Raw genomic sequence first — 14,351 nt, 5'->3', positions numbered from 1 at the left:
GCGCCTCCCGCGCCGATAGATTGGACTGCATCAGTCAGCGAACTCCGGCTTTTGCTTGCTCATGTGCGCCGCCATGGCCACCCGCAAGTCGGCCGACTGCAGCATCGCCGCATTCCAGGTGGCGATGTACTCGAGGCCATCATCGACCCGGTGGTCGCGCATGTAGCGGATCATCTCCTTGGTGCCGCGGATGGCCACCGGCGACTTGGCGGCGATCTCCCGGGCCAGCTCCATCACCCCGTCGAGCAAGGCGCTGCTATCGGCATAGGTGCGATTGACCAGGCCGATGCGGCGCGCCTCTTCGCCATCGATGGTGCGTCCGGTGAAGGCCAGTTCGCGCATCATGCCGTCGCCGATGATCCGCGGCAGGCGTTGCAGGGTGCCGACGTCAGCCGCCATGCCCATGTCGATCTCCTTGATCGAGAACTGCGCGTCGACCGTCGAATAGCGCATGTCGCAGGCCGAGATCAGGTCGATCGCACCACCCAGACAGTAACCCTGGATAGCCGCCAGGACCGGCTTGCGGCAGTTGTCCACGGCATTGAACGAGGCCTGCAGGTCGAGGATCTTGCGTCGCAGTGCCTCGGCATTGCGGCCGACATCCTTGCCCAGCTGGCTGCCGACCTGGGCCAGCATCATCAGGTCGATGCCCGAGGAGAAATGCTTGCCGGCCCCGCAAAGCACCACGACCCGTACCTCGTCGGTGGCCTCGATCCAGCGGAAGATCTCGATGATTTCGGTCCAGAAGTCGGCGCTCATGGCGTTGACCTTTTCCGGACGGTTGATCACTACCTGGGCAATTTTATCCGCCAGTTCGACACGAAAGGCTTTGTAGTCCGACACGGCAGTCATCCTCGACAGCAGACGGCGCAAGCGCGCAAGAAAATTTATACGTAGTTAACCGCGCAACTATAACAAGCACGTCATAAATGTCGATGGCGGCCAATGTGACGCAGGACACGTCACGGGCGTTACCTCAGGCCTGGTTTCAGTTTCGACGTTAAATCCTTGATCTGTCTTGATACCTCTGCGCCCGTGTGCGCCGCTCAGGCCTTGATGCAGTCGACCGTGTAGCACGAACCGTCTCGCTGCAGCCCGTGCACATCCACATCGAAGCCCGGAAAGCGCTGGTCGAAGGTCCACACGAAGCCCAGGTAGTCGACGATCGCGCGGATGCTTGGGGTGAAACGTTCCCCCGGCATGATCAGCGGAATGCCCGGCGGATAGGGCACCAGCATGACCGCGGCAATGCGCCCCTCGAGTTGCTCGATCGGTACCGCCTCGACCTCGCCGCGCACCAGCTGGTCGTAGGCATCGGCCGGTTTCAGGGCGACCTCGGGCAGCACCGTGTACATGCGCTTGAGCGCCTTGACCGTGGCGTTTTGCTGATAGCAGGCATGCAGGGCGTCGCACAGGTCGCGCAGGCCCATGCCCTGGTAGTGCGTGCCGGCGGCCTGGGCGATGGAGGGCAAGGCCGCGGCCAGCGGCAGGTTGGCGTCATAGCTGCGCTTGAACTCCAGTAGCTCGGTCAACAGGGTGCTCCACTTGCCCTTGGTGATGCCCATGGAGAACAGCACCAGGAACGAATACAGACCGGTCTTCTCGACCACCAGACCGCGCTCCCAGAGGAACTTGCTGACCACTGCCGCCGGAATTCCGCGCGTCCCGCTGGTCAGGCCAGGGGTCACCAGGGTGACCTTGATCGGGTCGAGCAGCACATAGTCCTCGACCACTTCGCCGAACCCGTGCCACTCGGCCCCGGGCTGCAGCAGCCAGTGGGCGGTGTTGACCTCGTCGGCACCCTCGGCCAGCGGCGGCTGCCAGATGCTGAACCACCAGTCGTCAGCGCTCAGGTTCTGGCGCAGATTGGCCAGGGCGCGGCGGAAGCTCAGGGCCTCATCGAAGGTTTCCTGGATCAACGAACGCCCCGCCGGCCCTTCCATCATCGCCGAGGCCACGTCCAGCGAGGCGATGATGCCGTACTGCGGCGAGGTGGAGATGTGCATCATGAACGCCTCGTTGAAGCGATCGCGGTCCAGCTGGCGCACGCCGCCGTCCTGCACATGGATCATCGAGGCCTGGCTGAAGGCCGCCAGCAGCTTGTGGGTGGAGTGGGTGCTGAACACCAGCGGGCCATTGGCCTCGCGCGAGGTGCCCATGCCATAGCGCCCGGCATAGAACTCGTGGAACGCGGCGTAGGCATACCAGGCCTCGTCGAAATGCAGCACCTCGACGCTGTCGCCCAGGGCCTGCTTGATCAGCTCGGCGTTGTAGCACAGGCCGTCGTAGGTCGAGTTGGTCACCACCGCCAGCTTGACCCGGGCGCCCGTGCGGCCCTTGGCCAGAGGGCTGGCGGCGATCTTGGCCTGGATCGATGCCTGGGAAAACTCGCTCAGGGGGATCGGCCCGATGATCCCCAGCTCGTTGCGCTCCGGGCACAGGTACAGGGGTATGGCGCCGGTCATGATGATCGAATGCAGCACCGACTTGTGGCAGTTGCGATCCACCAGCACCAGGTCGTCGCGACCGACCATGCTGTGCCAGACGATCTTGTTCGCCGTCGAGGTGCCGTTGATCACGAAGAAGGTATGGTCGGCGCCGAAGTTGCGTGCCGCACGGTCCTCGGCCTCGGCCAGGGGGCCGGTGTGGTCGAGCAGCGAGCCCAGCTCCGGCACTGACACCGACAGGTCGGAGCGCAGGGTGTTCTCGCCGAAGAACTGATGAAAGGCCTGCCCCACCGGACTCTTGCGGTAGGCCACGCCACCGCCGTGGCCGGGCGTGTGCCAGGAATAGTTGGATTGCGCGGTGTGCTGCACCAGGGCGCGGAAGAACGGCGGCAACAGGCCGTCCAGGTAGTTGCGCGCCGCACGGGCGACCTGGCGGGCGAGGAAGGGCACCGTGTCCTCGAACAGGTAGAGGATGCCGCGCAACTGGTTGAGGTCGGGCATCGCCTCTGCCGGCGCATTCTCGATGGTGACCTGCTCGCCGATCGCGAAGATCGGCAACTGCGGTGCCCGAACCCGGGCGATGCGGATCAGCTCGACCATGTCCTGCAGCAGGTGCTGGTTCTCCCCCGCGCCTTCGGCGGTCACCAGGATGCAGGCCAGGCCGTGGTGGGTCGAGGCGACGATGCGCCCCTCGGCGGAGGTGGCGGTGCTGAGGATGCTGAAGCCGTCCTGCTCCAGCTCCTGGGCGATGGCGCGGACCCGGTCGCCGGCCACGGTGTCGGCCTTGATATCGCGGTGCACGATCAGGATCGGGAACTTCAGGTCTTTGTACATGGCGCAGTCCCTGGGCATGGCTGTCGGCTGCCCGCTTCTTTCAGCGTATAGCCTGCGGCGCAGAACGCGACCTAAAAGATCGCCGCGGGGTTGGCCTGGCCAGCCAATGCTCGACTAATTGCTTGGTATATACGTCATATCGTCTGCAATTTTCATCTTATTGATGCCTTATGAGTCTTATTGTCATACCAGGTGCTCTTTAGACTGACCCAGTCCGAAATAAACCCCTGGAGAAAACAACAATGAACGTCCTCCTGCTTGGCGCTGGCCACATCGGTTTCACCATCGCGCAACTGCTGCACAACAGCGGCGACTACAAGGTACTGGTGGCCGATCGCGAGGCCGCTTCGCTCAAGGCCATCGATGCCCTGGGCATCGCCACCCGGCAGCTCGACTCGGCCGATGCCGGCGCCCTCGAGGCGCTGATGCATGACTACGATGCCGTGCTCAATGCCCTGCCCTACCACATGGCCATCACCGTCGCCCAGGCGGCGAAGAACAGCGGCACCCACTACTTCGACCTGACCGAAGACGTGCACGCGACCAAGACCATCATGGAGCTGGCCAAGGACGCCAAGACCGCGTTCATGCCGCAATGCGGCCTGGCGCCGGGCTTCATCGGCATCGCCGCGCACTCGCTGGCCAGCGACTTCGACAGCGTGCGCGAAGTGAAGATGCGCGTCGGCGCCCTGCCGGAGTTCCCCACCAATGCGCTGAAGTACAACCTGACCTGGAGCGTCGACGGCCTGGTCAACGAGTACTGCCATCCCTGCGAGGCGATCCGCAACGGCAAGCTGCAGATGGTCCAGCCGCTCGAGGGCCTGGAGCACTTCTCCCTGGACGGCGTCGAGTACGAGGCCTTCAACACCTCCGGCGGCCTGGGCACCCTGTGCGAAACCCTGCAGGGCAAGGTCGAAGTCCTCGACTACAAGACCGTGCGTTATCCCGGCCACCGCGACCTGATGAAGTTCCTTCTGGAAGACCTGCGCCTGGCCGGCCATCAGGAAAAACTCAAGGACATCCTGCGCGGCGCCGTGCCCAGCACCATGCAGGACGTGGTGCTGGTGTTCGTCACCGTCAACGGCATGAAGGACGGCAAGCTGGTGCAGCAGGTGTTCAGCCGCAAGATCTTCGCCGCGGTGCAGAACGGCCGCCTGACCAGCGCCATCCAGATCACCACCGCCGCCGGCATCTGCGCGGCACTGGACCTGTTCCGCGAGAAGCGCCTGCCGCAGGCGGGCTTCATCAGCCAGGAGCAGGTTTCCCTGGACGACTTCCTCGCCAACCGTTTCGGCCTGGCCTACGAAGAGCACAGCGATCAGACCCAGGAAGCCGCCTGAGTCTGTCCGGGCGCGCGGCGGCCAGGCCGTCGCGTGCCACGGGCTGCCGCACAAGGTACCGGGATGGCTCGACAGCCCGGCCGCCGCAAGAACCGGCTCGCCCAGGCGGCGAGTTGAGTCCTTTGCGGAATGCTACGAGCCCCTGTTTTCCCTGGCCGGATGCGCGCGCAGACGGCGCGCCGTGCGCGTTGAGGCGGCCCCGGCACCATCCGCAGCGCCTGTGCTGGAGGGCCTGCAACTGATCGACCTGACGCAATACTGAACGCCCGCGACGCATAACCGGCAGCAGCGCAGGGCGTGACCCGGCAGTATCCGTTACGCGAAAAAAGAATAATAAGAGGTGCTTCAATGACTGGTTTCCCAGCGACTGGTTCCCCAGCTGCACTCGAGATCCGCGACCTGCACAAACGCTATGGCGCGCACGAGGTACTCAAGGGCATTTCCCTGACCGCCCGCGACGGCGACGTCATCTCCATCCTCGGCTCGTCCGGCTCGGGCAAGTCGACCTTCCTGCGCTGCATCAACCTGCTCGAATCGCCCCATCGCGGGCAGATCCTGGTCAACGGCGAAGAGCTGCGCCTGAAGAAAGGCCATGACGGCGCCCTGGTCGCGGCCAGCAACCAGCAGATCAACCGGCTGCGCAGCGAGATCGGCTTCGTCTTCCAGAGCTTCAACCTGTGGCCGCACATGAGCGTGCTCGACAACATCACCGAGGCGCCGCGCCGGGTGCTCGGCCTGAGCAGGGCAGAAGCCACCGAGCGCGCCGAGGCCCTGCTGGCCAAGGTCGGCATCGCCGACAAGCGCCACGACTACCCCAACCAGCTCTCCGGCGGTCAGCAGCAACGTGCGGCCATCGCCCGCACCCTGTGCATGGAGCCCAAGGTGATCCTGTTCGACGAGCCGACCTCGGCCCTCGACCCGGAGATGGTCCAGGAAGTCCTCAACGTGATCCGCGCGCTGGCCGACGAAGGCCGCACCATGCTGCTGGTCACCCACGAAATGAACTTCGCCCGCCAGGTGTCGAGCGAAGTGGTGTTCCTCCACCAGGGCCTGGTCGAGGAACAGGGCCCGCCGGCCCAGGTGTTCGACAACCCCAGCTCGGCGCGCTGCAAGCAGTTCATGTCCAGCAACCACTAACGGAGTGTCACCGCATGCATAAGTACAAGAAAATCTTGCTGACCACCGCCGCCGCCCTGGCATTCGCCAGCGGCGCAGTCGCCGCCGACAAACTGAAGATCGGCACCGAAGGCGCCTACCCGCCGTTCAACCTGATCGACGCCAGTGGCGCGGTTGGCGGCTTCGACGTGGAAATCGCCCAGGCCCTGTGCGCCAAGATGCAGACCGAGTGCGAGGTGGTCACCTCCGACTGGGACGGCATCATCCCGGCGCTCAACGCCAGGAAGTTCGATTTCCTGGTGGCCTCCATGTCGATCACCGAGGAACGCCAGCAGGCGGTCGACTTCACCGCGCCCTACTACACCAACAAGCTGCAGTTCATTGCGCCCAAGGGCGGCGAGTTCAAGACCGACCGCGCCAGCCTCAAGGGCAAGGTGATCGGCGCCCAGCGTGCCACCATCGCCGGTACCTGGCTGGAAGACAACCTCGGCGAGGTGGTCGACATCAAGCTGTACGACACCCAGGAAAACGCCTACCTGGACCTGACCTCGGGCCGCCTCGACGGCGTACTGGCCGACACCTTCGTCAACTGGGAATGGCTCAAGAGCGAGGCCGGCCAAGGCTTCGAGTTCAAGGGCGAGCCGGTGTTCGACAACGACAAGATCGGTATCGCCGTGCGCAAGGGCGACCCGCTGCGCGAGCGCCTGAACAGCGCGCTGCAGCAGATCGTCGCCGACGGCACCTACCAGCAGATCAACACCAAGTACTTCCCCTTCAGCATCTACTGACCGGCCTGACAGGCGCGGCGCCTGTCGCGCCGTGCCTGTTCCTGTGGTGGGACGAATTATGACTCTCGATCTCTACGGTTTCGGCCCGGCGCTGCTGGCCGGCACCCTGATGACCATCAAACTGGCGCTCTCGGCGCTGTCCCTCGGCCTGGTGCTGGGCCTGCTCGGCGCCCTGGCCAAGACCTCGCCCTACAAGCCGCTGCAATGGCTCGGCGGCAGCTATTCGACCCTGGTGCGCGGCGTTCCCGAACTGCTCTGGGTTCTGCTGATCTATTTCGGCACGGTCACCCTGCTGCGCGGCCTGGCCGACCTGATCGGCGTCGCCAGCCTGGAACTGAGCCCCTTCGCCGCCGGCACCATCGCCCTCGGCCTGTGCTTCGGCGCCTACGCCACCGAGGTGTTCCGTGGCGCCATCCTGGCCATTCCCAAGGGCCACCGCGAGGCCGGCCAGGCCCTCGGCCTGTCCAAGCCGCGCATCCTCTGGCGCCTGATCCTGCCGCAGATGTGGCGCATCGCCCTGCCCGGCCTGGGCAACCTGTTCATGATCCTGATGAAGGACACCGCGCTGATCTCGGTGATCGGCCTGGAAGAAATCATGCGCCGCTCGCAGATCGCCGTGACCTCGAGCAAGGAGCCCTTCACCTTCTTCCTGGTCGCCGCCTTCATCTACCTGAGCCTGACCATCCTCGCCATGATCGGCCTGTACCTGCTCGAGAAGCGTGCCGGCCGCGGTTTCATCAGGAGCGCTGCATGAACTGGGAACTGATCATCAAATGGCTGCCGAAGATTGCCGAAGGCGGCCTGTTGACCCTGGAGCTGGTGGCCATCGCGGTGATCGCCGGCCTGCTGCTGGCGATTCCGCTGGGCATCGCCCGCGCCTCGCGGCACTGGTGGCTGCGCGCCCTGCCCTACGCCTACATCTTCTTCTTCCGCGGCACGCCACTGCTGGTGCAGCTGTTCCTGGTCTACTACGGCCTGGCCCAGTTCGAGGCCGTGCGCGAGGGGCCGCTGTGGCCGTTCCTGCGCGATGCCTACTGGTGCGCCGTGGTCACCCTGACCCTGCACACCGCGGCCTATATCGCCGAGATCCTGCGTGGCTCGATCCAGGCCATCCCGCCCGGCGAGATCGAGGCGGCGCGCGCCCTGGGCATGTCCAACCTGCGCACCCTGGTGCACATCATCCTGCCACGCGCCGCACGCATCGGCCTGCCGGCCTACAGCAACGAGGTGATCCTGATGCTCAAGGCCAGCGCCCTGGCCAGCACCATCACCCTGCTGGAACTGACCGGCATGTCGCGCACCATCATCGCCCGCACCTACCAGCCGGTGGAGATCTTCTTCGCCGCCGGGGTGTTCTACCTGGTCGCCGCCTATGTGCTGGTGCAGGGCTTCCGTCTGCTCGAGCGGCGCCTGCGGGTGGACGCCTGCCAGGGTCGCTGATCCGACCGACAACCGGATAGCCGACCCGCGCTCCCGCCCGGCCGCCCACAGCGGGCCGGGCGTTGTCTTTGCTAAGATGCCACTCCGTTTCCCTGGGTAGTTCCGCGATGTCCGAGTTTTCCCCCGTTCGCCTGGACGATATCGACCGCCAGCTGATCGCCGCCCTGCAGCTCAATGCCCGCGAGAGCGTCGCCATGCTCGCGCGCAAGCTGGGTATCGCCCGCACCACGGTGATCTCACGGATCGCCCGCCTGGAGAAGAACAAGATCATCACCGGCTACGGCCTGCGCCTGGGCCAGCGGGTGCTCGACGGTGGCCTGCAGGCCTATGTCGGCATCACTCTGCAGCCGCGCTCGGGCAAGGAAGTGCTGCGCCGGCTGACCCACATGGCCGAGGTCCAGCAGCTGTGCACGGTCAGTGGCGAGTTCGATTTCGTCGCCTGGCTGCGCGCCGAGTCGCCCGAACGGCTGGATGAGTTGCTCGATGAGATAGGCGCGGTGGACGGGGTGGAGAAGACCACCACCTCGATCATCCTGTCCTGCAAGCTGGATCGCGGGCAGAAGCTCTGAGAACGAACCCGGCGGGCGCCGAACGCGCCTGCCGGGTATACATGGCGATCAGGACTGCGCCAGGGCCTGCTCGCGGATCTGGCTGAGGCTCTGCCGCGGGGTCAGGGCCTCCGGGTCCAGGCGGATCTCGATCAGCGCCGGCGTGCCGGCCGCCGCGGCCCGTTCGAAGGCCGCCGGAAACTCCGCGGTGGCCGCCACCACCTCGCCATGCACGCCGTAGGCCCGCGCCAGGGCGGCGAAATCCGGATTGTGCAGGCTGGTGCCGGACACCCGTCCAGGGTAGTGGCGCTCCTGATGCATGCGGATGGTGCCGTACATGCCGTTGTTGACCACGATGACGATCAGGTTGGCCCCATACTGGGCCGCCGTCGCCAACTCCTGGCCATTCATCATGAAGCAGCCATCGCCGGCGAAGGCCACCACCATGCGCTCGGGCGCGGCCAGCTTGGCGGCGATGCCGGCAGGTACGCCATAGCCCATGGAACCGTTGGTCGGTCCCAGCTGGGTGCGGAACCGGCGGTACTGGTAGAAACGCTGGACCCAGACCGCATAGTTGCCGGCGCCGTTGCTGAGGATGGCATCCTCCGGCAGGCGCTCGCGCAGCCAGGCCATGATCTCGCCCAGCTGTACCGGCCCCGGCGACGGCGGGCAGTCCAGATTGGCCAGGTAGTGGCCATTGAGACTACGGGTCCAGTCGGCATGCTGCGGATTGCTGCTGGATTCAAGCGTGGCGGCCTGCGCGGCGAAGGCGGCCATGCCGCTATTGATCGCCAGGGTCGGCTGGTAGACCCGGCCCAGCTCCTCGATACCGGCGTGTACGTGCACCAGTTGCTGGCGGGGCACCGGGATATCCAGCAGGCTGTAGCCGCCGGAGGTGATCTCGCCCATGCGCGCACCCACCACCAGCAGCAGGTCGGCCTCGCGCACCGCCTGGGTCAGCTTGGGACCGGCCGCCAGGCCCAGGTCGCCGGCGTAGTTCGGATGGCGGTTGTCAAACAGGTCCTGGCAGCGGAACGAGGCCGCCACCGGCAGTTGCCGATGCTCGGCGAAGCGCTGGATATCGGCGACCGCCCCTGCCGTCCAGCCACCACCACCGACGATCAGCAGCGGCCGCTCGGCCCGATCGAGCAACTCGCCCATGGCCTGCAAGTCAGCGGCGGCCGGGCTCGCCTCGATGCGCCGGCACGGGCCGGCATCAGCCACCGCAACGCGGTCGGTCAGCATGTCTTCCGGTAGCGCCACCACCACCGGCCCAGGCCGGCCATTGACCGCACGGTGGAAGGCCTGGCTGAGCAGTTCCGGCAGACGCCGGGCGTCATCGACCTGCACCACCCACTTGGCCATCTGGCCGAACATGCGCCGGTAGTCGATCTCCTGGAAGGCCTCGCGCTCCATCTGCTCGCGGGCCACCTGGCCGATGAACAGGATCATCGGTGTGGAATCCTGGAAGGCGGTATGTACGCCGACCGAGGCATTGGTGGCGCCGGGGCCACGGGTGACGAAGCAGATTCCCGGCTTGCCGGTCAGCTTGCCGTAGCCCTCGGCCATGTAGGCGGCGCCGCCTTCCTGGCGACAGACCACCAGGTCGATCTGCTCCCGCGCATCGTGCAAGGCATCGAGTACCGCCAGGTAGCTCTCGCCGGGCACGCAGAAGGCGCGCTCGACACCGTTGATGCGCAAGGCATCGACCAGAATCTGTCCGCCGCTGCGGACCGGTGGGAGATGTTGCATGACACGACTCCTAGAGAGCGGCCAGGCGTGCACCCGGCAGCGATGACCGAGGACCTCGCCGAGGACGGCGAGGCAATTAGCACAGCAGCCGACCAGGGATCGGCGTATCGCAAACTTCAGGCGGCTCCCGGCCAGCGCCGAGGGCCGCCATTGGCTCAGCGCAGCTCAGCCAGGCCCAGCTGTTCGGCGCACTGCGCCAGGGAGCGCTGCTCGGTGTCGGCATAGAGCGCCAACTCGTCGAGCACCGGCGCGCCCAGGTCTCGCTCGAAGGCGTCCTGGTTGGCCGAGTGGGCGTAGCTGTCGCGGGCGGCATCGCCGAGGTTGGACTGGAAGATGCCCGCCGCGCTGACCGGCAGAAAGTCTTCGTAGACCAGCGGCTCGCAACAGATGTGCCCGGCAGCGAGCAGCGCTTCCAGGTCGCCGGCGAGTTCGCCGCGGGCCTTGGCCGCCAGCCCGGTTGGGCTGACGAAGTAACGGAAGTAGGCCAGGCCCTGGCGGCGCAGGCTGTCGTAGTCGTCCGGGAACTCGGCGAACTGGGCCTCCAGCGCCGCCACATAGTCGCCGCCGGCCTGGCGTGCGCCATCCAGCAGGCGGTCATAGAGCGCGCGGCCCTTGGGGGTCAGCGCCGCGCCGCGCTGCTCGATCTCGCCGAAGCGCGCCGAATGGCTGCCCAGGCGGCGCTCGCCATCGTCTTCGACGAACACCACCTGTTCGTGCAGGGCCTTGAAGCTGGTCTGGCGCAGCAGGATCGGGCAACGCCGCGCGGGCGGCCCCTCGGCGATGGCCTTGGGGTCGATGCCGCGCTGCGGCATGCCGGCCTGCACCGCGTCGATATCCAGGGTGCGCGGGGTCAGGTGGTTGATGTGCGGCCCCTTGAATGCGACCACGTCGGCGATCAGCCGATGCTGCTCGCTCAGCTGCTGGTAGAGCGCCGCGCTGACGGTCGCCTCGCGGTGCCAGCGGAAGGTCTCCAGGGCCTGCTCGATAAACTCGTCCGCCTCGGCCTGGTCCAGACCGCCAACCTGCTCGAAACGCTCGATCAGCTCGATAACACGCGCGGTGAAGATGTTGCGCCGCGCCAGCACGCTACGCGCCAACTCGCGCAGCTCGGGGTTGTCGATCAGCTCCAGGCGCAGCAGCGAGGTGAACACGCGGAACGGGCTCTGCTGCAGCGAGCCTTCGTGAATCGCCCTAAACGCGGTGGAATGCACCGGCACCCCGGCGCAGGCCAGGTCGTAGTAGCCGACCGGGTACATGCCCATCACCGCGAACAGGCGGCGCATGGTCGCCAGCTCGGCGGCGCTACCCAGGCGGATGGCGCCGTGGCGCTCCATGTCCAGGCGCTCGATCTCCCCGGTGGTACGCAGCTGCTCGACCAGTTGCGGGTCCTGCCGCAGTGCATGGGCGTTGACCTCCCTCACCAGCTCCAGCAGTTCGCCATAGAGCGGCACCTCGGCCTGGTACATGGCCGACATGGCGCGGGAGAACTGCGCGCGGATCTCGTCGGGGCTGACCCGCGTATCCAGATGGCTGGCGGTTTGAACGCTCATGGGAACTCGACTCCTTGCATCGCCTGGGCACTATGGCTGGGTCCAGCCAATACGGCTTAGTATTCCAGCCCCTCATGACAGCCATTCTGGCGAGCGCCATGAGCGGTTTCAAACGACTAATCCTCCGCTGTTCATTCCTCAAAAGAATCAACTACCTCGGCAGCAAGACCCGTCCAGATGGTACGAACGTGCATTGACAGTACAGAACCGGCTCTGTACTGTTTTTTGTTGAACGCTCAATCAAACAAACCCACACGGAAAAGGGCAGAAAAAATGATAAAAGCGTCGCGCCATGCATGGATCCTCAAAGCAATCATCCTATCGACCGGCTTTAGCGCGAGCGCTTACAGCCACGCCGCCGTCTCCATCACCACGGGCAAGACCCCTATCCCGGCCGGCAACGCACTATCCGAAAAAGACCTGACCATCAGAAACGACAAACTGGCATTTTCGCTGGCCGTGGGTTCGGCACCGCCCTGGGGCGTTGCACGCGGCTGCATCATCGACATCGCCAGCGTGAAAGCGGACGGCTCGCTCAGCAACGACCGCGTCGCCTTTGCCGACTTCATTCCCAACAACTGGTCGGCCTGGCCCAATACCTACCAGAACGTCGAGATCATCAAGGACAGCCCCGAGGAGGCCGTCGTCAAAGTCACCCGCGACTTCGACAAGGTGGTCATCAGCACGGTCTACAGCCTGAAGTCCGGTTCCGACCGGATCCAGGTCAAGACCACCATGACCAACGAGGGCGACGACCTCAGCGACCTGCTGTCGGGCTATACCCTATGGCCGGACGGCGGCTACAAATTCGCCGTGCCCGGCTACGCGGGCAAGGAAGACGCGGTCGTCGACAAACCGATTGCCGACCGTTTTGTCGGCTACGACGCCGACTGGGCCATTGCCCTGCACGCGCCCTACTTCACCGAGCTCAAGTACAAGTCACGCGACCTGTACAGCAAGCACAGCTTGAAAAAGGCGCAATCCATTTCATTCGAAGGCGAGTATCAGGTTCTCGACAGCGGCGACATTGCCCCCGTCGTCCAGGCCGAGATTCAGCGCAAGGCGATGCCAGCCGGCTCCCTGTCGGGAACGGTCAAGACCCAGGATGGCAAGACAGTGGATGAGCCCGCTGTCGTGGTCCTCAAAGATGGCGTCCCCTACATCTGGGCCATCGGCAAGAAGGGGCAGTACAGCCTCAAGCTTCCGGTCGGCGAGTACCAGGTCTATGCGACCGGCAAAGGCTACTCCGAGAGCAAGAAGCGTGACATCAAGGTCGAGCGCGAGAAAACCCTCGAACTTGCCTTCGACGACCTCCTCCCTCCCGGTGCCGTGCAACTGCAGATAACCGATGCCCAGTCCAAGTCCGGCCTCGATGCCAAGATTCAGATCGAAAAAGGCAACGCGCCGCTGATCGAGTTCCTCGGCGCCAAGACCTTCTTCACCGAGCTGGATAGCATCGGCCAGGCCAAGTTCATGCTGGCCCCTGGCGACTACCAGCTGAAAATTTCCTCCGGGGCCAACTTCCTGGCCAAGCCTGTGCTGGTAGACACCCGCATCGCTTCGAACAAGACGACACAGCTAACCGCTGCCGTACCGATCAGCACCTACCCGACGCAGCAGGGCTGGTACGCAGGCGACCTGCACCATCATGCCGACGTGCTCGAAGGCTCGACCCCACCCGAGTACCTGGTGCGCTCGCAACTCGCGGCCGGCCTGAACGTCACCTTCGTCAGCGATCACGACTCCACGGCCAACCATGCCGCCATCCAGGCGCTGTCCGACAAGCGTGCAGTGCCCTTCGTACCCTCCATGGAGGTTTCACCTTCGTGGGGCCACTTCAACCCCTTCCCCCTGGCACTTGGCGCCAAGCTTTCCGTCGACCCCGGCGTCGATGACATCCACAAGCTGATCAAGGACATGCGGCGAATGGGCGCGACCGTAGTTGCCTCCAACCATCCCTATATCCCCTATGGCTACATGAGCAGCCTGGAGAACAAGACCGCACCCGGCGGCTTCAACCCCTCCTTCGATCTGATCGAGATCAACTCGGAGGTCGATTACAGCAAGGAGGTCGAGAAGGCCCGCCAGCTGTGGTCCGAAGGGCTGCCCTACTACTACACGGCCGGCTCCGACACCCACGACGTGTGGAACGAGACCACCGGCCACAATCGCATGTTCGTGTACACCGGCAGCAAGCCGGATGCCCATGCGTTCGCTCAGGCGATGAAAAATGGTCGCGCCTATGTCTCGTTCGGCCCGGTCATCTATCCGCAGAACGTGATGTTCGGCGACACCATCAAACTGGCGAAGAATCAGGCGCAGACCATCAGCTTCGACCTGCTGTCGGTCAATGACCTCAAGTCCGTGCAACTTATCGGCAACAAGGGCGTCATCAGCGAAAAGGCCCTCTGTAGTGGTCAACCCATCCCGGACAGTGGGTTAAGTTTTTCTTCGGCCACCGCAGGTGGTAGCCCGTCGTTGTATTGATGCGGTCTGATCCAGTTGTAACGGTGCATCAAGTAATGACTGATGTCCC

At 64.9% G+C, this 14,351-nt stretch carries 10 protein-coding genes and 1 pseudogene; 7 read left to right on the top strand and 4 right to left on the bottom strand.

Going from position 1 to position 14,351, the window contains the following annotated elements:
• Window positions 1–30 precede the first annotated feature (30 nt).
• Together AB5S05_RS16935 and AB5S05_RS16930 are read right to left on the bottom strand one after the other, a co-directional pair.
• Window positions 31–843, bottom strand: coding sequence for a crotonase/enoyl-CoA hydratase family protein (locus AB5S05_RS16935; protein WP_369288696.1), 813 nt, complete (start codon window positions 841–843; stop codon window positions 31–33).
• A 203-nt stretch (window positions 844–1,046) separates the two neighbouring features.
• Complete coding sequence (locus AB5S05_RS16930) at window positions 1,047–3,281, bottom strand: Orn/Lys/Arg family decarboxylase (protein ID WP_369288695.1); 2,235 nt, start codon at window positions 3,279–3,281, stop codon at window positions 1,047–1,049.
• A 242-nt stretch (window positions 3,282–3,523) separates the two neighbouring features.
• Between AB5S05_RS16930 and AB5S05_RS16925 the strand changes: the two genes are divergently transcribed.
• The 6 genes from AB5S05_RS16925 to AB5S05_RS16900 all read left to right on the top strand — a co-directional run bounded on the left by AB5S05_RS16925 (window position 3,524) and on the right by AB5S05_RS16900 (window position 8,534).
• Window positions 3,524–4,621: a saccharopine dehydrogenase family protein gene (locus AB5S05_RS16925; protein ID WP_369288694.1), complete on the top strand. Its 1,098-nt coding sequence runs from the start codon at window positions 3,524–3,526 to the stop codon at window positions 4,619–4,621.
• 348 nt (window positions 4,622–4,969) lie between these two features.
• A complete protein-coding gene (locus AB5S05_RS16920) occupies window positions 4,970–5,758 on the top strand; it encodes an ABC transporter ATP-binding protein (protein WP_369288693.1) in 789 nt (262 codons plus the stop codon).
• A 14-nt stretch (window positions 5,759–5,772) separates the two neighbouring features.
• A complete protein-coding gene (locus tag AB5S05_RS16915; RefSeq protein WP_369288692.1) occupies window positions 5,773–6,525 on the top strand; it encodes an ABC transporter substrate-binding protein in 753 nt (250 codons plus the stop codon).
• 58 nt (window positions 6,526–6,583) lie between these two features.
• Window positions 6,584–7,279: an ABC transporter permease gene (locus tag AB5S05_RS16910; RefSeq protein ID WP_369288691.1), complete on the top strand. Its 696-nt coding sequence runs from the start codon at window positions 6,584–6,586 to the stop codon at window positions 7,277–7,279.
• Window positions 7,276–7,965: an ABC transporter permease gene (locus AB5S05_RS16905; protein ID WP_369288690.1), complete on the top strand. Its 690-nt coding sequence runs from the start codon at window positions 7,276–7,278 to the stop codon at window positions 7,963–7,965. Before AB5S05_RS16910 ends, AB5S05_RS16905 begins: the two co-directional genes overlap by 4 nt.
• A gap of 107 nt (window positions 7,966–8,072) precedes the next feature.
• Window positions 8,073–8,534, top strand: a complete 462-nt coding sequence (locus AB5S05_RS16900) for an Lrp/AsnC family transcriptional regulator (RefSeq protein ID WP_369288689.1) — start codon at window positions 8,073–8,075, stop codon at window positions 8,532–8,534.
• 48 nt (window positions 8,535–8,582) lie between these two features.
• Here AB5S05_RS16900 and AB5S05_RS16895 read toward each other — a convergent pair whose 3' ends face one another.
• Together AB5S05_RS16895 and hglS are read right to left on the bottom strand one after the other, a co-directional pair.
• On the bottom strand, window positions 8,583–10,265 hold the full coding sequence (locus tag AB5S05_RS16895) for a thiamine pyrophosphate-binding protein (protein WP_369288688.1): 1,683 nt from the start codon (window positions 10,263–10,265) through the stop codon (window positions 8,583–8,585).
• Between the two features lie 155 nt (window positions 10,266–10,420).
• Window positions 10,421–11,815, bottom strand: coding sequence for a 2-oxoadipate dioxygenase/decarboxylase HglS (gene hglS, locus AB5S05_RS16890; RefSeq protein ID WP_369288687.1), 1,395 nt, complete (start codon window positions 11,813–11,815; stop codon window positions 10,421–10,423).
• A gap of 177 nt (window positions 11,816–11,992) precedes the next feature.
• On the opposite strand from hglS, the pseudogene AB5S05_RS16885 reads away from it, so the two are divergent.
• Window positions 11,993–14,215, top strand: a pseudogene (locus AB5S05_RS16885) (CehA/McbA family metallohydrolase); the annotation flags it as partial.
• Window positions 14,216–14,351 lie beyond the last annotated feature (136 nt).

This window comes from Pseudomonas zhanjiangensis, from assembly GCF_041027545.1.
GTDB classification, from domain to species: domain Bacteria; phylum Pseudomonadota; class Gammaproteobacteria; order Pseudomonadales; family Pseudomonadaceae; genus Aquipseudomonas; species Aquipseudomonas zhanjiangensis.
The sequence above is the reverse complement of the archived record's forward strand: the minus strand, read 5'-3'. Positions and strand labels throughout refer to the sequence as shown.

Coding starts and splice junctions, on each gene's coding strand:
- AB5S05_RS16900 (WP_369288689.1), top strand. CDS start 8,073: ATGTCCGAGTTTTCCCCCGTTCGCCTGGACGATATCGACCGCCAGCTG.
- AB5S05_RS16910 (WP_369288691.1), top strand. CDS start 6,584: ATGACTCTCGATCTCTACGGTTTCGGCCCGGCGCTGCTGGCCGGCACC.
- AB5S05_RS16930 (WP_369288695.1), bottom strand. CDS start 3,281: ATGTACAAAGACCTGAAGTTCCCGATCCTGATCGTGCACCGCGATATC.
- hglS (WP_369288687.1), bottom strand. CDS start 11,815: ATGAGCGTTCAAACCGCCAGCCATCTGGATACGCGGGTCAGCCCCGAC.
- AB5S05_RS16905 (WP_369288690.1), top strand. CDS start 7,276: ATGAACTGGGAACTGATCATCAAATGGCTGCCGAAGATTGCCGAAGGC.
- AB5S05_RS16915 (WP_369288692.1), top strand. CDS start 5,773: ATGCATAAGTACAAGAAAATCTTGCTGACCACCGCCGCCGCCCTGGCA.
- AB5S05_RS16895 (WP_369288688.1), bottom strand. CDS start 10,265: ATGCAACATCTCCCACCGGTCCGCAGCGGCGGACAGATTCTGGTCGAT.
- AB5S05_RS16920 (WP_369288693.1), top strand. CDS start 4,970: ATGACTGGTTTCCCAGCGACTGGTTCCCCAGCTGCACTCGAGATCCGC.
- AB5S05_RS16925 (WP_369288694.1), top strand. CDS start 3,524: ATGAACGTCCTCCTGCTTGGCGCTGGCCACATCGGTTTCACCATCGCG.